Here is a 21476-nt window from a genome sequence, read left to right on the forward strand (position 1 = left end):
TGTGCGCCAAAGAAGCAGACCCGTCCATCTCATGCTCGCAGCCGCGGTACTGGGCACCGCCTCGACGGCACTCGCCGCCGGGCCAGCCCAGGCGGCCGGTGAAGCCACCCTGACCGCCGATCCGCTGAGCACCTGGCAGACCGACGGCATCGTCTGGTCCCTCGCCTACGCCAAGGGCATCGTCTACGTGGGAGGCACCTTCAACCACATCCGGCCGCCCGGCGCGGCCCCCGGCACCGGCGAGCTGGCCCGTAAGAACTTCGCGGCCTTCGACGCCACGACCGGGCAACCGCTGCCGTGCGCCCCGGCGTTCACCGGCGGCAGCAACACCGTCCGGGCCCTGAAGGCCTCGCCCGACGGCTCGCTGATCTACATCGGCGGCTCGTTCGGCAAGGCAGGCCCGGTCGGACGTTCCAACACCGCCACCCTCAACACGGCCGACTGCACGATCGGTGCGGACTGGAAGCCCACGGTCAGCTCGACCGTACGGGCCATCGACGTGACCGCCGACACGGTCTACATCGGTGGCGGGTTCGGCACGGTCCAGGGGCAGAGCCGCGAACGGATCGCCGCGCTGCGGCCCAACGGCGCCCTGCTCCCCTTCAGGGCGACGGTCCGCGGTTCGTCGATCCCCAACGACCCCACACCGGGCGTCAATGCCATCACGGTCGCCCCTCAGCTCAACAAGGTCATCATCGGCGGCCGGTTCACCTCGGTGAACGGCAGTCTGTCGGGGGTGCACGCACTGGCCGGTCTGGACGCGACGACCGGTAAGGTCGTCGACTCCTTCAGCGGCTGGATCCCCCAGAGGTCGGCGGTCAAGACGCTCGTCAACGACGGCACCAACTTCTACCTGGGCGCCGAGGGCACCGGCGGTGGGGTCTTCGACGGCCGGATCGCCGGCCGGCTCTCGGACGGCGGCCAGCTCTGGAAGGACACCTGCCTCGGCGCCACGCAGGCCGTGCTGCCGTACAAGGGCGTGCTCTACAGCGGCTCGCACGCCCACAACTGCGGCGACACCCCGGGCGGTTTCCCGGAGATCAAGAACCGCCAGCACTTCCTGGCGCAGTCGATCTCCGACAAGACGATCCTGCCGTGGTTCCCGGACACCAACGACGGGATCGGCGAACAGATCGGGCCGCGCGCGCTGACGATGGCGGACGGCATCCTGTGGGCGGGCGGGGAGTTCACCACCGTCAACGACGCCCCGCAGCAGGGCCTGACCCGGTTCGCGGCCGGCCCGGACACCGGTGCGCCGCAGGTGCCGTTGCTCAGCGGGTCGAGCCCGTCCCGGGGCAAGATCACGCTGAACTGGAGGGCCTCGTGGGACCGCGACGACGGCGTGCTGACCTACAAGATCTTCCGGGACGGTGAGTACCTCACCTCGCTCACCAAGGACTCGCGGTACTGGGACCGCCCCGATATGAGCTACACGGACACCGTGCAGCCGGGCTCGGCGCACCGCTACTCCCTCGAGGTCACCGACGGCAGCAATGTCTCGGGCCGCAACGGCCCGGTTCATGTGACCGCCAGAAGCTGACCGTGGTGCCGAGCGGGGGTGGACCGTGGGGGTGAACAGTGGGGGGTAAATGACGCACCGAGTAGGTTATGCGCCCGGGGTCTACGACCTCTTCCATGTGGGGCATCTGAACATTCTCCGGCACGCCAAGAGCCAGTGCGACTATCTGGTGGCCGGTGTCGTCTCGGACGAAATGGCCATACAGGCAAAGGGAAAAGCACCGGTCATTCCCCTCACCGAGCGGCTGGAGATCGTGCGCAGTGTCCGGTTCGTGGACGCGGCATTCGTCGAAACCGTGCCCGACAAATTGGAGACCTGGCAGCAGGTGCGGTTCGACGTCATCTTCAAGGGCGACGACTGGCGCGGGACGAGCAAGGGCGACAAGCTCGAGCGGGATTTCGCGACGGTCGGGGTCGAAGTGATCTATTTCCCGTACACCGTGCACACGTCGAGCACTCTGCTGCGCAAGGCGCTCGACGGGCTGGCGAATTCGGCGTGAGCTGAAGCGGCCCCGGTGGAAACCGCACCGGGGCCGTGCGCCTTTCGTCCGTCCCCGGTCCTCAGTGGCCGGGGGCGGACAGTTCGCGGTACCACTTCACCAGGAACGCCACCATGAAGAGGAGATGGGCGGCGAGCAGGGCGCCGTACAGACCCACGAAGAGGTCACGGCTGCCGAACAGCAGGAACATCGCACAGAACACCCCGTAGTCGACCGGGAGCAGGGCCACCGAGCGCAGCGTGGAGACCGGTGCCCCGGCCGCCGGGCGGGCCGCTCCACTCCGCAGGCGTTCGGCGCGCTTGAGCTGTTCGGTGAGGATCCCGCCGAAGAAGACCATCACCGCGGCGAATTGGAAAGCGACCGGGAGCAACAGGAGTACGGGGTCGGAGAATCCGAAGTGGCGGTAGAAGGAGACCAGTACGGCGATGTGGAGGGCGAGCATCTTGGCGCAGTCGACCACATGGTCCAGCCACTCCCCCGCGGCGCTGCCGGTACCCGTCAGCCGGGCGAGCTGCCCGTCGGCCGAGTCGAGGGCGAAGCCGAGAACCAGTGCCGCGAAAATTCCGAGTGCCGCCGCCGGCGAGGGCCGGAGGACGGCGATCATCACCACCCCGGCAAAGGTGAAAGCCCCGCTGACAAGCGTTATTTGATTGGGCGTCAGCCTGACGGTGTAGCCCATGGCGGCCAGCACCCGGCCGGCCGGCCGGTTCACATGGCGCGAGTACAGCGACACCCCCTTCGCGGATTTCTGGGCCGTCGAAAGCTCTCTGATCGCATAGCCGAACCGGCTCATATCCCCCACCTGATGATTTGGCCCCCGAAGGAGCAACATCATGGCAGGCAGGATCTCTCCGTCCAATGGTGCGGCCACCCGCAGGACGATTCTGGCGGGAACTGCCGCTGCCCTGGCGGCGGCGCTCACCGGCTGCGACTCCGATTCCTCCGGTTCCTCCTCCGGCGACCCGTCCGACGACGCCCGGGCTCCGGTGGTCTCGGGCCGCAAGCCCAAGGGCAAGGACGTCATCGACGTGGTGGCGGACTGCGGTGCCAGGGGTGACGGCCGGACCGACGACAGCCGGGCGTTCGCCCGCGCCTACGCCTATGCGGCCGGCCGGGTGTGGGACCACGTCGGCCGGACCGTGATCGAGGTGCCGGCCGGCACCTACCTCATCAAGGCGCCGAACGCCCTGCTCAACGCCCCCGGCGGAAAGGTCAAGGCGAACGGCTTGCGGTTCCGCGGCGCCGGGAAGCGCATGACCCAGCTGATCTTCGCGCCGTCCAGGGCCGAGGACGCCTATCTGTGCCGCAACGAGGACAGCTGGGCGAATGTGACCTTCGAGCAGATGGCGTTCGCCGCCGGCACCCCCGGTGCCTCGTTCTTCTACTCGTACTCGACCGGTCAGGCTCAGGACTACCGCTTCACCGCCTGCGAGTGGACCGGCGAGTGGACCTACGGGGTGGCCCTGGACGGCAGCAACACCAACTCGGAGATGCGCTGGGAGGCATGCCGCGTCGGCGGCGCCTACCGCAAGGCGTTCCTCTACTCGGGGCTCTCCGAGAAGTCACAGGACCACGCGCAGCAGGACCAGTTCCTCAACTACTGGTTCACCGACATGAAGGTCGAATACGCCTGGGGCAACTTCCTGGAGTTCCCCTACGGGGGTTCGATCACCTGCCGCGGCGGTTCGTACATCATCACCGGCCGACGCCCCCATGCCTCCGGCGACTACGGGCGCACCAGCACCTTCTTCCGCTTTCCGCGCGCCGCGCATCATGACTCCGTACAGCGCTTCCACGCCGAGGACATCCGCTTCGAGGTGCGCAACCCCGATACCGTCGTGATCGACTGTGCCTGGGACAGCGGAACGGTGCACTTCAACGACTGCGACGACACCGCGCACGCCTTCAAGCCCTTCTCGAAGAACACTCGCCCGCACCGCTATCGCATCGGGGCGCGGGGGCCGCTGGTGCGCTACGACTCGTGCCAGCTGTCCGGCCGGCACGTTTACGGGTCGGGCGGCGGCGGTGCCGGCTCGGAGCCCAGCGCCCGCTATGACATGTGCCTGCTGCGCCATCACAGCCAGCAGGACTTCATCGAGGGGGCCGGCGACCGGGTGAAGTTCGTCGACTGCCTGGGGCCCTGAACGGGAACGGGGCCTGAGCCGGAGGGACGAGACCTCTCTGGTGGACGTCTCGCCCCTCCGGGCGCCGGGTCAGCCGGTGTGCAGGGTCGCGTCGTCCAGGACGAAGCTGGTCTGGAGGGCGGCGTCCTCGGTGGCGGTGAAGGTGAGGGTGATGCGCTGTCCGAGGTAGGGGGTCAGATCGAGGGTGCGCTGGACGTAGCCGCTCGCGGCGTCGGTGTTGGACAGGGTGGTCAGGACGGTGCTGCCCACCTTGACCTTGAAGGTGTCATAGACGACGCGCTCCGTTTCGTCCGTGTCGATGTGCAGCCAGTAGGTCAGGGTGGCCTTGCCGCAGCCGGACGGTACGGTCACCGTCTGGCTGAGGGTGTCGGTGGCGGTGGATCCGTAGCCGCCGAGCCAGGCGAACCTGCTGCCGGTGTGGGCTGGCTGGCCGCTATGGGCGCCGATGGCTCCGGTGTCACCCGTCCAGGGCGAAGTGCCGTTCTCGAACCCGCCGTTGGTGAGCAGCTGTTGGCCGGTGCAGCCGCCGGTGCCCTTGACGGTCAGGGTGTAGGTCGTGGTGTGGGTGACGGACCCGGTGCCGGTGACGGTGAGCGGGTAGGTACCGGGGGCCGTGCCCGCTGCCGTGGCGACCGTCATGGTGGAGCTGCTGCCGGAGGTCACCGAGCCGGGGCTGAAGGAGACCGTCACGCCCGCCGGAGCGCCCGAGGCGGAGAGCTTCACCGTCTGCGCCGATCCGCTGGTGGTGGCCGTGGAGACGGTGCTGGTGGCCGAGGTGCCGGGGTCGACGCTGCCGGCGGCGGGGCCGGCGCTCAGGGAGAAGTCGTTCGCCGGTGTGGAGTCGGTGACGGCGAGCTTCCAGAGGGTGTAGGCGATGCCGTCGACGCTGTGGTTCAGCCCGGTGCTGTTGATGTTGGCCGTGGTGTCGCAGGCCTGGTGGTAGCAGCCGTCATACGGCCGGTTCGCGGTGCCGCCCCACTTCGCCGCCTGCGCCGAGGTCTTCCTGGCACCGGCGCCCCTGGCATATCCGGAGGTCGGTATGCCGGCCTGCTCGAAGGAGTAGTCGTCGGAGCGGCCGGCGCCCTCGGTGTTCTCCTCCGGCTGGAGGTTGAGGGAGTCCCAGTAGGCCTTCATGGGCTGGGCGGCGGCGGAGCTCATGTGGTTGATGAACCAGCCGCCGTTGGGCGAGGCGATCATGTCGAAGTTGTAGTACGCCTTGATCCGCGAACGCTCCGCCGATGAGAGGGAGTTGACGTAGAAGTCGGAGCCGTTGAGGCCCTGCTCCTCGTCGGTCCACCAGCCGAACCGCACCCGGGCCGCCATGGCGGGGTGCTGTTCGGCGAGGGTCAGGGCCGTCTCCAGCAGGGCGGCCGAGCCCGAGCCGTTGTCGTTGATGCCAGGTCCCGCGCCGACGCTGTCGAGGTGGGAACCGAACATGTACACCGTGCCGGTGTCGCCCTGCGGCCATTCGGCGATCAGGTTCGGTCCGGCGCCGGACGCACAACCGGACGTACAGGGCTGCTCGGTGACGGTGTACCCGGCGGCCTGGAGCTTGTTCTTGACGTAGGCGACGGAGTCACGGTAGCCCTGCCCGCTGGATTTACGGGTGCCACCGTTGCGGTTCGCGATGTTGTTCAGCTCGGTCAGATGCGCCTGGACCTTGGCCACATCGACGTCCGGGGCGCCGGCGGCCGGCGCCGATATCGCGCGTACGAGCGGAGTGGGGGGAAGATCCGCCCGCGGCGCGGCCGTGGCTGTGGGGGCTGCGGTCAGTCCTGCTGCTCCGAGGGTGGCGGCGAGGGATACGCCGGCCACCACAAGTCTTCGTAACACCATGACTCCTTGAGGGGGTAGGGAGTTCTACCGAAGCGGAGGTTCTGGTGGATCACCGGGCCTCATCAACGTCGTGTGAACGACATGTCCATGACCCAAGTGGCCGTACCTTCACACCCCGCTGCCCGCACGTCAACAGATGTCCCCGCATGGGGCGGTGTTTGTCGTAAAGCAGCAGAAGACGCCCGATATCCGGGCACGACGACGCCGGCGGTGAAGAGGCGAAGACCCGCTACGGCAGCGCGCCGGAAGACCCCGGCGCCGCGCGCCATGCGTCAATCATCAAGCGTCAGGCATCTCCGCGAGCCGGAAGGGGCCTGCGGCGCCGGGACCGAACATGACCGGCAGGTTGCGGCCGAGGGGCACCACGACGATCGGCTCCTCGCGGTACTCCCGCAGGAATTTCTCCAGGGGCTCCCAGATGAGGCTCCGGTACCCGGTCTCGGACCGCTGACGTTCGAACGAGAGGGTCAGCGCGGACTCCAGCACGGTGACGCTCACGGCGTCCACCTCCAGCCACTCTCCACCGATCCACGCTTCGAGCCTCACATGCGACATGGCGTAAGCCTGCCTGGTCGGGGACGCCGCCCGCAACGAGCCACGGTGACACAGCCTGGCAACAAAACCTTGCCGACGGCCGCCGAAGGCGCGTGAACCGCATAGCGGGTGAACTGATCGGTTCGGTCTATAAGGGGACATCGATGGCGGTTTTCGGTCACTTGTGGACTGTGACGCTACGTGCGGGGCGGATTGATCTTGAGCGCTGACGGGAGCCCGGTCCGGCACGGACCTGGCACGGACCTGGGCGCAGGAGATGCCGGACATCCGGTAGTTGCCAGGATCTGCCGGAAAATTTTCTGTCTGTGTGCGCAAATGGTGGAGAAAACCGACTGAAACTGTGCTCTGGGTTTTGACTATCGATCGTCTGGTACCCGAATGTCTGAGTCATGCCCGTCAGACCCCGAGCCGCGACCAGCGGCCCGCTGCGCATGCGCGACTTCCGACTTCTCCTCGCCGGAGCCGCGGCCGGACAGCTCGGCGCCCAGGTGACCCTGGTCGCCCTGCCCCTCGTAGCGGTACTCCGGCTCAACGCGCCCGCCTTTCAGGTGGGTCTGCTCACTGCCGCCGAAACCGCGGCATTCCTGCTGGTCGGACTGCCCGCCGGGGCCTGGGTCGACCGGATGCGGAAACTGCCGCTGCTGATCAGGGCCGATGTGGTGCGGGCCGTGGCCATGGTGAGCATCCCCCTGGCCGCCCTCGCCGATGTGCTGACGATGGTGCAGCTGTACGTCGTCGCCCTCGTCACCGGAGTAGCCACGGTCTTCTTCGACGTGGCGCACCAGAGCTTCCTGCCGCAGCTGCTGCCCAAGGAGCAGCTGGTCCGTGGCAACGGGGCGCTGGAGACGATCCGTTCCTCGGCGCAGGTCGCGGGTCCCGGGATCGGCGGCGGCCTGGTACAGCTGCTCGGGGCGCCGCTGGCCATCGTGGCGGATGCGACCGGCTATGCGGTCTCGGCCCTCTTCCTGTGGCGTATCAAGCGCCCGGAGAGCCGCCCGCCCCGCATGCCGGGGGCCTCACTGCGCAAGGACGTCGGCGAGGGGCTGCGCTTTGTGTTCGGCCATCCGCTGCTGCGGATGATCGCCATGGCGACCGGGCTCGCCAACCTCTTCAGCGCCATGCTGATGGCCACTCAGGCCGTCTTCCTCGTCCGGGTGCTCGGCCTGGCGCCCGGCGCGATCGGCCTGATGCTGTCCGCCGCCGCGGTCGGCGGGCTGGCCGGTGCACTCTGCGCGGGTCCGCTCGCCGCCCGGTTCGGCCAGGCCCGGCTCATCTGGCTGTCCCCCCTGGTCACCGGCCCCTTCGCGGTGCTGTGGCCGCTGTCAGGGCGGGGGGCGGGTGCGGCGCTGTTCGCGGTCGGCGCCGGCGTGGTCTTCTTCGGCGCGGTGGTCTACAACGTGGCGCAGGTGAGCTTCCGTCAGACCCTGTGCCCGCCCCGGCTGCTCGGCCGGATGAACGCCACCCTGCGGTTCGTGATGTGGGGCACCCTGCCCGTCGGTGCGCTGGCCGGCGGTGCGCTGGCCGATGCGTACGGGGCCCGCGTGGCGCTGGCGTGGTGTGCGGCCGGGTTCCTCGCCGTACCGCTGCCGCTGCTGCTCTCCCCGCTGCGCCGGATGCGGGACCTGCCGGAGACGGCCGCTGACACGGACATGGGCACCGGGACGGACGCGGAGCCGGCCCCGGCGCCGCACTCGGACTCTGAGGAACCTGAGGCACCCGAGGCAGCAGCCCCTGCGGAAGCGGCGGTCGCGGTGCGGCCCACAGCGGCCGCGGCCGGCGAGGACGACCCGGCCGTGCCCCGGTCCCGCGGCTGACGCACCAGGCCCCCGCGACCGCGTTCCGGGCCCGAGCACCAAGCACCAAGCACCGAGCACCAAGAGGCCCGCACCCGGGCCCCGAAGGCCGAGGCCCGCACCACCGGAGCCCGTACCTCCGGGCGCCGGCCTGCCAGCTGCACGCACTGCCCTGCGTCCCCACTCACTGCCCGTCCCCCGGTCCGCCCGGTGGCGTGGTCAGCACCTACAGAGAGGTTTCCGTGCCCAGCATCACGAGCCAGTACCTGGCCCGCTTCCGCCGGCTCGACGACGGTGGCGGCGCGCCGGACCTGCTGCCCGTCACCGGCGCCCAGCGTCGCTTTGTGCTGGTGCGGTCCATGGACCCGGCCGGGCGGCCGGACCTCGTGCCGATGTTCTTCTCCTTCCCGCGCGGGACGGTGGACCTCGGGCGCCTCGCCGCGGCCGCCCGGCATCTTGCCGTACTACACCCCGTGCTGCGGGCCCGGCCGGCCGTGCTCCGGGGTACCCCGGTGCTCCGCCTGGCCGAGCCGGAGGTGCCGGTGGTGCAGGTGTCCCGTGCGCCCCGGGAGGACGCGGCGGCCGCGCTGCGGCGGACCTTGCGCGACTGGGACCCGCAGGGGGCGCCGCTCCGGCTGTTCCTCGTGGCGGATGACCCCGTCGGCGCTCGGGATGAACCGTCCGGCGCCCGGACCGGGTCCGACGGCCCGCGGGAGGTGCTCGCCGTCGTGCTGGAGCACACCGCCTGCGACGGCCAGTCGCTGGCCCGGATCGTCGAGGAGCTGGGCGCCGCGTACGCCGCCGGTCCCGGGGCCGACGGGCCGTCGTCCGCCGACGTCACCGCCGAACTGGACGCCTACCGGGAGGCGGTGCTGCTCCAGCTGGACGCTGAGGACCGGGCGGGTTCGCCGGCGGCGATGGCGTACTGGGGCGACCGGCTCCGGGCGGTGCGTGAACAGGCCCCCGCACCACGGCAGGAGGCAGCCTCGGCACCCGACGGACTGCCCAGCGGCTCGGCCGCCCGGCAGATCCCCGAACCGGAGTCCGGTGCATCGTTCCCCCAGCTGCTCGACGCCTGCCGGGCCGCCGCGGCGGTGCTGTACGGGCGAGGCCATGTGGTACCGCTCGGCTATCCGTGGGGCGGCCGCCCGCCCGGTGCCGCACCGGTGCTCGGCTGCTTCCTCAACACCGTGGTGTTTCCCACCGCGACCGGCACGGTCCCGGCAGCTCCGGAGGAGACGGCCGGGGCGTGGTGGGACGATCTGGACCACGCCGCCGCGCCGTTCGACGCGGTGGTGCACGCGGCCCGGGCGGCAGGCTCCGGCTGGACCGGCCGGCTCGACGGGCTGCTGACCGTGGACGACGCCCGGCGCCGCCCCCCGCTGCGCCTGGGCGGGGTGACGGGCCGCGAGATCCACATCGACGGCAGAGCGGTGCGCGGGCCCTTCGCGGTGTCCGTCACCCAGGGCGCCGAACTCCAGCTGCGCATGGTGTGGGACCGCGCGGTGCACTCCGACGCCCTCGCCGAGGAGGCCTTCGCCGCACTCACCGATGCACTGCGCGCCCGCACTCCGGTAGGCGGCTGACACCCCGGGCCGCCGTAACCGGCCCCGCACCAGCTGACGATCACCAGACCTGCGGCCTGCCGCGCGATCCGCGACCGGCCCGCACCCCTGCGGCCGGGCCCGACCGGGCCCGGCCGCCCCATCCCGATCCGACCACCTCCATCAGGGACCGCCCATGCTTCCGCTCTCCTCCTCGCAGGAGATCGTCTGGCTGCACGAACAGGTGCAACCGGGCAGCCGCGCCTACAACTTCACCGCCGCACTCGATCTGTGGGGCACCCTCGACGCCGAGGCCCTTCAGCTCGGACTCGCCGCCGTCCTCGGCCGGCACCCCGGACTGCGGCTGGAACTCGTCGCCGTCCCCGGGGCGATGCCCGGCCAACGGGTCGCGGAGAGCTGCCCGCCGCGGCTGCGCACCGTGGACCTCAGCGGGGCGTCGGACCCGGAGGGCGCCTACGAAGAGCTGCTGCGTACCGAGGCGGAGACCCCCCTCGACACCTACGAGGCGCCGCTGCTGCGCTGGACGCTGGTCCGGCTCGCGGAGGACCACCACCGGCTCATCCACGTCGAACACCATCTGATCCACGACGGCCACTCCTTCGCGATCCTCCTGCGGGACGTCTTCACCGTCTACCGGGGCCATGTCCTGGGCGAGACGGTCGAGTTACCCGCCGCACCCTCGTACGCCGACCACGTACGGGCCCAGGCCGAGGCCACCGGGCCCACCGCCGACGAGGAGCGGCGGGCCGGTCTGGACTTCTGGACCGGTGAACTGCGCGAGATGTCCTACGACCTGCCGCTGCCCGGGCTGACCCGGCCCGGGGCGCGGCGGCGGCACCACGGCGGGCAGCTGCGCCAGTCGATCGGCGCGGATCTGGCCGCACGCCTGCGGGAACATGCCGCCGCACGCGGTCTGACCCCCTTCGCCGCGCTCCTGGGGCTCTTCGCCGAACTGCTGCGCCGGCACAGCGGCCGCGCGCAGATGGTCATCGGCACCGCGGTCGGCAACCGCCCGCGCGGGTTCGAGGAGACCGTGGGCATGTTCGTGAACACCATTCCGCTCCCGCTCCGGCTGGACCCGTCCGCGCCGGCCGAGGAGTCGATGGACGAGGTCACCGACACCCTGATCCGCGCGCTGCCGCACCAGGACGTGCCGGTCCAGGAGCTGACCCGGGCGCTCGGGCGGCACACTTCCGGCGCGGACAACCCCCTGTTCAGCGTCATGTTCAGCGCCCATGACGCCCAGCTGCCCGAGATCGAGGTGCCGGGGCTGGACATCACGCTGTTCGAGGGGTTCAACACCGGCACCACCCGCTTCGATCTGGACGTGGTGCTGCTGCCGGACGACCGGCGCGGGGTCAGCCCCCGGCACGGCGCGCCCGGTATGACGCTGGTGTGGGACTACGACGCCGATATGTTCGGCGAGGAGGTCGCGAAGCTGCTCGCCGGCCGGTTCCTGGACCTGCTGCGGGCCTACCTCGATGCCCCGGGTACCGTCCTCGCCGATCTGGCGCTGCCGCCGGCCCCGGCCGTCGCGGACCGGGCGCCCCGGGCGGGTGACCGCGATCCGCTGGATCCGGGCGCCGCCCATGACCCGTCGCTCCCGGCGCTGCTGGTCGGCGCCCGCCGGATCACCTACGGCGATCTCGACGCGCAGGTGGCTTCGCTCGCCCAGCGGTTGCGTGCGGCGGGGGTGACGGCCGGTCAGCCGGTGGCCGCCGTGCTGCCCCGCGGCGCCGACTCCGTCGTGACACTGCTGGCGTGTCTGCGGACCGGAGCGGTGTACTGCCCGCTGTCGCCTTCGGATCCGCCGGCCCGGCTGGCGCTGCTGCTGGAGCGGCTGTCGCCGGCCCTCGTCCTGACCGCCTCGGGCACGGACGTCACGGGCGCGGATGTTGCCGGGCCCGGTTTCAGCGTCCCCGCCGGTCTCCCGGCCGCGCCGGTCGACGCCCCGGTCCTTCCGCCGGCCCGGGACGCCGAGGTGGTGCCCGGGGCCGCGTACATCATCCACACCTCGGGGTCGACGGGCATACCCAAGCCGGTCGCCGTCGGGCGGGCGGCGCTGGAGAACCATCTGACCGGCGCGGCCGAGCGGTTCGGGCTGGCCCCGGGTGACCGGGTGCTGCTCTTCGCCCAGCCGTCGTTCGATGTGGCGCTGGAAGAGGTGCTGCCGTCGCTGTACGCGGGGGCCTGCCTGGTCGTTCCGGAGCACGAGGTGCCCACCGGAGCCGAGTTGACCGCGCTGCTGGCCGCCGCCCGGGTCACCGTGGCGAACCTGCCCACCAGTTACTTCCTCGCCACCCGCGAGGACCTCGGCCCCGCGCTCCGCGAGGGCCGGTGGGCGCCGCGGCTGCTGGTCCTCGGCGGGGAACGGCTCCCGGCCGAGGTGATGCGCGCATTCCTCGCCGACACCAAGGCCACCGTGCTCAACGTCTACGGGGTGACGGAGGCGGCCATCAGCTCCACCGCCCAGGAGATCACCCTCGACGGCCTCGTCGAGGGCGCGGAGATCCCGCTCGGCAGTGAGCTGCCCGGCGAACGGGTGCACGTCCTGGACGCCGGGCACCGTCCGCTGCCGGACGGCGCGGTCGGCGAACTGGCCATCGCCGGCGCCGGCCTCGCCGAGGGCTATGCCGGCAACCCCGAGGCCACCGCCGCCCGGTTCATGACGGTCGACGCGCTCGGTGGTGAGCGGGTCTACCTCACCGGCGACGTCGGCTACCGCGGCCTCGACGGACTGCTGTACTTCCTGGGACGCCGGGACAACCAGATCAAGCTGCGCGGCTACCGCATCGAGCTGGAAGAGGTGGAGGCCGCTGCCTCGGCGGTGCTGGGCGGCCGCTCCTGCGCCGTCGTACTGGACCGCGAGGCGCCCGGCGGCCCCCGGCTCGTCGGCTTCCTGGAGGACACCGATCAGGCTGCGGAGTGGGACGAGCAGGCGCTGCACACGGAGTTGAGCCGCCGGCTGCCGGGCGCCCTGGTGCCGGGGCGCTGGGCGCGGCTGGAAGTGCTGCCGAGGCTGGCCGGCGGCAAGCCGGACCGGGTGGCGCTGTCCGCGCGGGCCGCCGCGCTGGAGCCGGCCGTCACGGTGGCACCTGCCGAGCAGCCCACCGCAGCAGGCCCGGTGCCGGACGATCCGCTGACCGCGCTGCTCGCCGACGGCTGGCAGGAGGTGCTGGGCCACCGCCGCTTCGATGCGGCCTCGCACTTCTTCCGGGTCGGCGGACATTCGCTGCTCGCCGCGCAGTTGGCCGCGTGGCTGGAGCCCAGGCTGGGCGCGCGTCCGCCGCTGCGGCTGCTCTTCCAGAACCCGGTGCTGGCCGACCAGGCCGGCGCCCTCGCGGCCGTCGCCACCGGGCCGGCCGCCACCGCTACGACCGCTGTGAGGGAGTCGTGATGACCCGGACCGAGACCGCCCCGTCCGGATCCGCGGCGGACGCCACCACCCGCCCGGATCCGCAGGACGGGCCGCTCAGCATCGCCCACGGCGCCGCCCCCATGGCCGCCACCCCGGCCGGTCTGCTCACCCGCTTCACCGAGTGGACCGCCCGCTCGCCCGAGGCCCCCGCGGTGATCGACGGGCCGCACACCTGGACGTACCGGCAGATCGACGCCGCCGCCGACGAGGTGGCGGAGGCGCTGCGCGACCGGGTCAGGCCCGGCGATCTGGCCGGTGTCTGCCTCGACCGTTCTGCGGCGCTGGTGGTGACCGCCGTCGCGCTCGCCAAACTCGGCGCGGTCTATCTGCCGCTCGGCCCGCAGCCCGGTGAGCGGCGCCTCAACGCGGTCGCCGAGGACCTGGACGTGGTCTGTCTGATCGGCGATCCGGAGCTGCTGCCGTCCCGGTACCGGACGCCGGACCAGGTGGTACTGCCGCTGCCGACGGCGGGCGCCAATGCCCCCGCCGGGCCGGTGGCCGCGTTCGCCGGAGCGCCCGGCCCCGGGGCCAGGTCCGCGCCCGCCGAGGCGTTCTACGCCGTGCTGACCTCCGGTTCCACCGGCCGCCCCAAGGCCGTCGCGGTCGGCGAGGGTGCGCTCGGCACCCTGCTCGACTGGTACCACGCCGAGTCCGGCCTGGCTCCCGGGGACCGCCACTCCCTGCTCATCGGCGTCGCCTTCGACCCGCATGTGCTGGAGCTGTGGGCCGGGCTGACGTCCGGGGCCGCGCTGGTCCCGGCTCCCGACGAGGTCCGCTGGGACTCGGGGGTGCTCACCGAGTGGTGGCGCGAGGCCGAGGTGTCGGTGGCGGTGGCGGCGACCCCGATGGTCGAGCCGCTGCTGGACCGGCCCTGGCCAACCGACCTGACGCTGCGTCACCTCTTTGTCGGCGGTGACCGGATGCGCCGCCGCCCCGGACCCGATGTGACCGCCACCGTCCACAACGCCTACGGGCCGGCCGAGGCCACCGTCCTCGCCACCGCCTACGCGATGCGCGGCACGGATCCCGAGGCCGGCGAGGAGAGCGCACCGCCCATCGGCGGTCCGGTGCCCGGTGTGACCGTCGTCGTCACCGATGCGGACGGCCGCCCCGTCGGCCGCGGCACGGACGGCGAACTGCGCCTCGGTGGACGCTGTCTGGCGCTCGGCTATCTGGACCCCGAGCTGACCGCGCGCCGCTTCACCGCCCCGCCGGCGGACGTCGCGCTGCCGGGCGTGGACCGGCTGTACCGCACCGGGGACCGGGTGCGGATGCGGGCCGACGGAGTGCTGGAGTTCCTGGGCCGGCTCGACGACCAGGTCAAGATCAGCGGGGTGCGGATCGAACCGGCCGAGGTGGAGGCCGCGTTCGAGCAGGACCCGGCGGTGCGCAGCGCCGTCGTCGTCGCCCCCCGTGCCGCAGACGGCCGCGCCCGCCTGGTGGCGTACGTACGGCCGGCCGCCGGCGCCGCGCCCACCGCTGAGGGGCTGCTGCCGGCGGTCCGGGCCTGGCTGCCCGAGCAGGCCGTGCCCTCCGCCGTACGGATCGTCGATTCCTTCCCGCTGGATGCCAACGGCAAGGTGGACCGGGCCGAGTTGCTGCTCCGGACGGCCGTGGAGGACACCGGGGCCGGCGCTGACGCACCCGGCGATGCCCGGCCCGACGACGACGCCACACCTGGTGAGCGGCTGGTCCTCGGCGCGGTGCGCGAACTGCTCGCCCGGCCGGGCACCACGCTGGCGGAGAACTTCACCGCGGCGGGCGGCACTTCACTGGTCGCCGCCCGGCTGCTGGCCGTCATCCAGCGGGAGGGCGGGGTGCGGCTGCGCGCCCCCGAACTGCTCCGTCAGCCCGATCTCCGCGCCGTGGCGGCCCTCGTCGACGCCCGCCGCGCGGCCCTGAAGCCCGGAGGAGCCTGAGATGGCCGCCCGTACCCCGTTACCCGACGACATCCGGAAGGAAGGGCCCGTGCCCACCGAACGCACCCTGGCGAGCGAGCGCGTCCCGTCGACCGAGCCGGAGCCCTCGGCCGGCCTGCCGGCCCTCGTGGCGTGGCATGCCGAAAGGGCGCCGGACGCCCTGGCGGTGGCGGACGGCGACACCGCGCTCACCTACGCACAGCTGGTCCGGTCCGCCCGTGCGCTCGCCGCGCATCTGCGGCGTCACGGTGTCCGCCCGGGCGATGCGGTGGCGCTGCTGATGCCCCGCTCCGCCCGCACGGTCGTCACCCAGCTCGCCCTGTGGTGGGCGGGCGCCGTGTGCGTACCGCTCGATCCTGCGCATCCGCGCCCGCGTACCGAGGCCCTGATCGCGGACGCGGGGGTGACGCTGACCGTCGGGGACGGCAAGCTGCTGGAGACCGTCGCACCGGCCGGCGCGACCCTGGCGCTGCCCGACGAGCCGGAGACCGAGGAGCCGGCCGCCACGCCCACTCAGGCGCCGATGGCCGAACTCGGGCCGGACGCCGCGGCGTTCATCATGTTCACCTCCGGGTCCACCGGCCGGCCCAAGGGCGTGGCGATCAGCCACCATGCGATCGCCCAGCTGGTCACCGCCCCGGCGTACCTCACCCTGACGCCCCGCGACCGGGTGCTGTTCCACTCGCCGATGACCTTCGACGCCTCGACCTTCGAGGTGTGGGGCGCCCTCGCCAACGGCGCCGCTGTGGTGGTGTGCACCGTGGAGCGGCCCTCCTTGGAGGACCTGGCACAGCAGGCGGAGCGGCACGGCGTCACGGTGGCCTTCTTCACCACCGCGCTCTTCCACCAACTGGCGGTGCGCCGCTCCCGGATCTTCGCGCTGCTGCGCACGGTGGTGGTGGGCGGGGAGGCGCTGGCGGCGCACCACGCCCGCGCGGTGCTGCGGGCATTCCCCTGGCTGGAGCTGGTCAACGGCTACGGCCCTACGGAGACCACGACGTTCGCCACGGCCCACCGGGTCACCGACGCCGACTGTGACGGACAGGTGCCGATCGGCCGGCCCCTCGCGGGGGCGACCGCGCACGTCCTGGACGAGGCCGGCCGGCCCGTGCCGGACGGCGCGCACGGCGAACTGTGGGTCGGTGGCAGCCGGCTGGCGCTGGGCTACACCGGACGGCCGGAGCTGACCGCCGAACGCTTCACCGTCCACCCCGAGCGGGGCCGGCTCTACCGCACCGGCGATGTCGTCTCACAGCGCCCGGACGGTGTCCTGGAGTTCCACGGCCGTACGGACGACCAGGTGAAGGTGCGCGGCTTCCGGATCGAGCCGGGAGAGGTCGAGCATGCGCTGCGGGAGCAGCCCGAGGTGGCCGATGCGGCCGTCACCGTGCACCGCCCCTCCCCCGACGACGCCCGTCTGATCGCCTTCGTCGTCGCGGCACCGGGCCCGGTTCCGCGGGCGGAGGCGCTGCGCGACCGGCTGGCCGCGGTGCTGCCCCGTCATCTCGTGCCCGACGAGCTGACCGTCGTCGGCGAACTGCCGCTCACCCCGTCCGGCAAGGTCGACCGCCGTACGCTGACCGAACTGCTCGGCATGGACGGCGGCGACGGCCCGGCCGCGCCGCTGAGCCCGCTGGAGCAGGCCGTCGCCGAACTGTGGAGCCGTTCCCTGGGCCGCGAGGTGACCCGCCCGGACGCCGACTTCCTCACCCTGGGCGGCCATTCCCTGCTCGCCCTCGTCGTCACCGACGACCTCCGCGAGGAACTGGGTGTCGAGCTGACGCTCGCCGACTTCTTCGCCGCCCCCACCGTGGCGGACCAGGCCGCCCTGGTCGAGCGCGCGCTGCTCGCCGCGCACCACGATCCGCGCCCGCACGCCTCGGAGGACACCGATGGCCACTGACCGCACCGCCCCCGCTCTCCAGGAGGAGCTGCTGCGCCGGGCCCGCGCCCGCGCCACCCGCCCCGCTCCCCCGCCCCAGGCCGCGCCCCAGGGCCCGGCGCCGCTCTCACACGCCCAGCGCCGTATGTGGCTGATGGACCGGCTCGGTCACGGCGACGCCTCGTACAGCGTGCCGTTCGCCACCCGGCTGCGTGGTCCGCTCGACGTGGCGGCGCTGTCCGCCGCGCTGACCTCGCTCGTACGCCGCCATGAGATCCTGCGGACCCGTTACGGGCAGCGGGACGGCGAGCCCTACCAGGAGGTGCTGGCCGCACCCGGGACGCTCGCGGTGCGGGTGGTGGAGGCCGAGGTGGCCGACACCCAGGCGCTGCTGGTGGCGGAGGCCCGCCGCCCGTTCGACCTGTCCGCCGGGGCGCTGCCCCGGGCCCTGGTCGTACGCCATGCGCAGCAGGACCACACCGCCTTGCTGACGTTCCATCACATCTCCATCGACGGGCCGTCCTTGGAGACGGTGGCGGAGGAGCTGGCCGAGCTCTACGCGGCCGCCGCCGGCTCGCCGGCGGGGCCCGCCCCCGGCGCCTCGCCCGGACCGCAGCGGCCGGAGCCGCCGCAGTACGGGGACTTCGCGCGGCGTGAGCACCGGGCCGGCGACGAACACCTGGAGGAGGGGCTGCGCCACTGGACCGACCGCCTCGACGGTGCCGCACCGCCGCGTCTGCCCGCCCCGGTGCACGCGCCGGCCGACGCCGGCTCCCGGCCCGCCGGGACGCATACCGCGCCGCTCGACGGACAGCTGCCGGCCGCCCTGCGCGAGCTCGGCCAACGGCACCGGGCGACCCTGTTCACCGTGGCGCTCGCCGCGGCCTTCGCCACCCTGCACCGCTGCACCGGCCAGGACGACCTCGTGATCGGCGTCGCCGGTACGCACCGCCGGGGCACCGCCATGCGCGGCCTGGTCGGGCTGTGCGTCAACACCCTCCCGCTGCGCGTCGACGCGTCCGGCGACCCGTCCTTCAGCACGCTGCTGCACCGCGTACGGGACGCCCTGCTCGCGGCGCAGCGGTACCGCGAGGTGCCGTTCGACCTGATCCTGGAACGGCTCGGCGCCACCGCCCGCGGTGCCGACGGGACGGCCCTGGTACGGGTGACCGCGGACGTCCTGGGCGCACCCACGGCACTGCACCTGCCGGGGACGGTCGGTGAACACATCGAGGTCGGCGTCGGGGAAGCCAAGTTCGACCTCTCCTTCGGCCTGACGGACACCGACCGGCCCGCCACTCTCGTGCAGTACCGCCGCACCGCGCTGGACGAGGCGGCGGCCACCGCCCTCGGTACGGCCTACGCCGCACTGCTGACCGCGGTGGCCGACGACCCGTCCCTCACACTCTCCCAACTCCCCGGTCTCCAGGGCGTGTCCACGCCTCCGCGTGCCGAACCGGCCGCCCACCCCGCCGAGGCGTTGCTGAGCGCCCACCCTCAGATCGCCGAGGCCGCGGTGGTCGCACCGCCGCAGGGGCCGCTGCTCGGGTACGCGGTCCTGCGGGAGACCGGCGGCCCGTCCCCCGCCGAACTGCGCGCCCATCTGCGGGCCCGTCTGGCACCGGACCTGGTGCCGGCCGCGGTCACCCTGCTCGACGCGCTGCCGCGGACCGCCGACGGCGCGGCCGACCCGGCCCGGCTGCCCGGCATGCCGGCGCTCCCCGTACCCGAGGGGCCGCACGCCGAGGCGGTACGTACGGGCTTCACGGCACTCCTGGGCCGAACCCCCGCCCCGGACGACGACTTCTTCGCCCTCGGCGGCCACTCCCTGATCGCCGTCCAGCTCGCCGAACGGCTGCGCCGGGCGCTGGCCCTGCCACTGACCGGCCTGGACATCATGCAGGCCCGCACCCCACGGGCGGTCACCGCCCTGCTGGACACCCGTGCCGCGGAACGCGCCGCGGCGCCCGTCACACGGTCCGCCCGGCGGCCGCGGACGCGGGCCGGCAGCGTCCTGGTCACCGGCGCCACCGGCGGGGTAGGCGCTTTCGTCCTGCGCGAACTCGCCGCCCAGGGGCGGCCCGTACTGGCCCTGGCCCGCCCCGAATCCGCGCATCTGGTCGCGGCGGAGGGCGTGGAGGTCGTCGAGGGCGACCTCGCCGATCTGGACGGGCTGCGCAAGGCCGTGGCGGACGCGGACGCCATCGTGCACGCGGCCTGCACCTTCGCCCGTCCCGAGGTCGATGTGGCGGCGATGGAGGCCATGGTCGACGCCTGGTCGCACGGCCCGTTCACCTTCGTCAGCAGTGTGGACGCCTACGGGCACCCCGGCGGGGAGGGGCCGGTACCGGAGGAGTCCGCGTCACGCGAGCCACTGAGTCCGTACGGCCGGGCAAAGCTCGACTGCGAGGCGCTGCTGCTCCGCGCGGCCGGTACCGGCGGCCGGGGCGGTGCGAGCGCCGTCCGCTCCCCGCTGGTGTGGGGCCCGCACGACCGGCTGCGCGACCAGCTGCGCTGGGGCGCCACCGGTCTGCTCTACCAGGCCGCGCGGGAGGGCCGCCCCCTCACGCTGCCGCGGCCGGGCACCCGCGGCCACGCCTGGTACGGCGCACCCTGGGTGCACGCCGCGGCGCTGGCGCGGGCGGTGGTCTCCTGCCTGGACGCGCCGGTCCACGGGGTGGCCAACGCCGTCAGCGGGCATGTCGCCTGGCGGGACCTCGCCACCGACCTGGCCGAACTCCTCGGCAGCGACAGCGAGATCCACGAGACGGACGAGGTCCATCCGGATCTCGACCACCACTGGCACTACCAGGCCGACCGGCTGGCGCAACCGCTGGCCCCCCGGCCCGGCGAGGACCGGCGCTCCGTACTGACGGCCATGATCGCTCCGCCGCCGGAGCACTGAACCACCGGCCGAGGACGCCGGCCGGACCACTCCCGCACGCGGCGTGGCTGCGCTACCGCACGGTGCGCAGCCACGCTCAGCGTGCCGGGTGCGTGCCGGCCGCGTGGACACGCAGCGCCCCGTACACCGACCAGACCACCGAGACCAGCGGTACGGCCACCACCGCCCCGAGCACCCCCGCCGTGACACCGCCACAGACGACCGACAGCGCCACCACCACCGGATGCAGCCGGACCGCCCGGCTCATCACGAGAGGGTGCAGCACATGGCCCTCCAGCTGTCCGATCACCACGATCAGCAGCACGACGACCGCCGCCACCACCGGCCCCTTCGCGGCCAGCGCCACCACGGCGGCCACCGCCAGCGCCACCGGCGAACCGACCAGCGGGACGAATGCGGCGAAGAACTCCAGCACGGCCAGCGGCACGGCGAGCGGAACCCCCAGCACGAACAGCGCCACCCCCACGAGGACCGCATTGGTCGCGGCCACCACCACGATGCCGCGGGTGTAGCCGGTGAAGGTCGTCCACGCGGTACGCCCCGCGAGACGTACCGGATCGCGCCTGGGCACCGGCAGCTGACCGCCGAACCACTGCCACATCCGGCCGCCCGAATGCAGGAAGAAGACCGAGCAGAACAGCGACAGCGCCCCCACCGTGAGCACCTCCACCAGCCGGTTCACCCCGCTGAGGGCGGTGCTGATCAGCGTCGCACGGTGTCTCGAGACGAACCGTGAGAACCACGACTGAAGTTGGGAGAAGACACCGCGGCGCAGATGGAACGGCGAGCCTTCGAGCCAGCGCTCGATCCTGGCCACGCCACCGCCGAACTCCCGGCGCAGCCCGTCCCACTCCCCTGCGACGTTCGCCCCGATCAGGCTCAGCACGCTGAACAGCAGCAGGATACTGAGCAGCAGACCGGCCGTGACCGCCGCCGAGCGCGGCATCCAGCGGCTGAGCAGGCTGGTCAGCGGCTCCAGAAGGGCCGTCAGCACCAGGGCCAGGAACACCGCCAGCGTCACCAGATGGAACCGCCCCAGCGCGACGAAGACCGCGTAGACGGCGGCACCCACGACGATCAGACGCCATCCGTAGGCCGCCGCTACCCGCAGCGCCGGAGCCACCGCGCCGGCTCCACCGCCCGGCTCCGGACCAGGGCCCGCCGCGCGACGTCCCCGTACGGCCCGCTCTCCGCGTGGCGTGCGCAGGGCACCGGGCCGACGGCGCCGGGCTCTGCCCCGGAGCGCGCCGGACGAGGTCTCCCGCTCGCTGCCGGACCGATTCCGCATACCAACACGAGGTATCACCTGCGGAGGGTCTTCGAACGCAGATGTGCGGGCATTCCCCCGAAGGCACCCTGTCACTGGCGATACGCAAGGAGAGGGATTGACACAGTGTGACGAGGGTAGAAGGCCGCTGCGGCCGATCTGAACACCCCGCAG

Annotated in this window: 13 protein-coding genes; 9 read left to right on the forward strand and 4 right to left on the reverse strand. The window is 72.7% G+C overall.

Going from position 1 to position 21476, the window contains the following annotated elements:
• The first annotated feature begins 31 nt into the window (after positions 1–31).
• Together ACZ55A_RS20365 and ACZ55A_RS20370 are read left to right on the forward strand one after the other, a co-directional pair.
• Positions 32–1540, forward strand: coding sequence for a fibronectin type III domain-containing protein (locus ACZ55A_RS20365; RefSeq protein ID WP_468841732.1), 1509 nt, complete (start codon positions 32–34; stop codon positions 1538–1540).
• Between the two features lie 49 nt (positions 1541–1589).
• Positions 1590–2018 carry an FAD synthase family protein gene (locus ACZ55A_RS20370; RefSeq protein ID WP_468841734.1) on the forward strand — a complete coding sequence of 143 codons (429 nt, stop codon included), beginning with the start codon at positions 1590–1592 and terminating at the stop codon, positions 2016–2018.
• A 61-nt stretch (positions 2019–2079) separates the two neighbouring features.
• Here the strand turns inward: ACZ55A_RS20370 and ACZ55A_RS20375 are convergent, their stop codons facing one another.
• The gene (locus tag ACZ55A_RS20375) at positions 2080–2811 is read right to left on the reverse strand and encodes a CDP-alcohol phosphatidyltransferase family protein (protein WP_468841736.1); all 732 of its coding nucleotides are present in this window, start codon (positions 2809–2811) and stop codon (positions 2080–2082) included.
• 40 nt (positions 2812–2851) lie between these two features.
• Between ACZ55A_RS20375 and ACZ55A_RS20380 the strand changes: the two genes are divergently transcribed.
• On the forward strand, positions 2852–4162 hold the full coding sequence (locus ACZ55A_RS20380; RefSeq protein WP_468841738.1) for a glycosyl hydrolase family 28-related protein: 1311 nt from the start codon (positions 2852–2854) through the stop codon (positions 4160–4162).
• Between the two features lie 69 nt (positions 4163–4231).
• On the opposite strand, the gene ACZ55A_RS20385 is transcribed toward ACZ55A_RS20380, so the two are convergent.
• A complete protein-coding gene (locus tag ACZ55A_RS20385; protein WP_468842068.1) occupies positions 4232–5995 on the reverse strand; it encodes a M28 family peptidase in 1764 nt (587 codons plus the stop codon).
• Positions 5996–6277: 282 nt separating this feature from the next.
• Positions 6278–6553, reverse strand: coding sequence for a hypothetical protein (locus ACZ55A_RS20390; protein WP_468841740.1), 276 nt, complete (start codon positions 6551–6553; stop codon positions 6278–6280).
• A gap of 389 nt (positions 6554–6942) precedes the next feature.
• Between ACZ55A_RS20390 and ACZ55A_RS20395 the strand changes: the two genes are divergently transcribed.
• The 6 genes from ACZ55A_RS20395 (at position 6943) to ACZ55A_RS20420 (ending at position 20035) form a co-directional block, all read left to right on the forward strand.
• Positions 6943–8367, forward strand: coding sequence for an MFS transporter (locus tag ACZ55A_RS20395; RefSeq protein WP_468841742.1), 1425 nt, complete (start codon positions 6943–6945; stop codon positions 8365–8367).
• Between the two features lie 221 nt (positions 8368–8588).
• On the forward strand, positions 8589–9932 hold the full coding sequence (locus ACZ55A_RS20400; protein WP_468841744.1) for a condensation domain-containing protein: 1344 nt from the start codon (positions 8589–8591) through the stop codon (positions 9930–9932).
• Between the two features lie 154 nt (positions 9933–10086).
• Entirely contained in the window at positions 10087–13308 is a 3222-nt protein-coding gene (locus ACZ55A_RS20405; protein ID WP_468841746.1) for a non-ribosomal peptide synthetase, read from the forward strand.
• Entirely contained in the window at positions 13308–15248 is a 1941-nt protein-coding gene (locus ACZ55A_RS20410; protein ID WP_468841748.1) for a non-ribosomal peptide synthetase, read from the forward strand. The genes ACZ55A_RS20405 and ACZ55A_RS20410 overlap by 1 nt, the downstream gene beginning before the upstream one ends.
• A gap of 1 nt (position 15249) precedes the next feature.
• Positions 15250–17151 (forward strand): amino acid adenylation domain-containing protein, encoded by a 1902-nt coding sequence (locus ACZ55A_RS20415; RefSeq protein ID WP_468841750.1) that lies wholly within the window; start codon positions 15250–15252, stop codon positions 17149–17151.
• A complete protein-coding gene (locus ACZ55A_RS20420) occupies positions 17141–20035 on the forward strand; it encodes a condensation domain-containing protein (protein WP_468841752.1) in 2895 nt (964 codons plus the stop codon). The genes ACZ55A_RS20415 and ACZ55A_RS20420 overlap by 11 nt, the downstream gene beginning before the upstream one ends.
• A gap of 76 nt (positions 20036–20111) precedes the next feature.
• On the opposite strand, the gene ACZ55A_RS20425 is transcribed toward ACZ55A_RS20420, so the two are convergent.
• A complete protein-coding gene (locus ACZ55A_RS20425; RefSeq protein WP_468841754.1) occupies positions 20112–21323 on the reverse strand; it encodes an AI-2E family transporter in 1212 nt (403 codons plus the stop codon).
• Between the last annotated feature and the right edge of the window lie 153 nt (positions 21324–21476).

This window comes from Streptomyces sp. NPDC034111 (assembly GCF_055575375.1).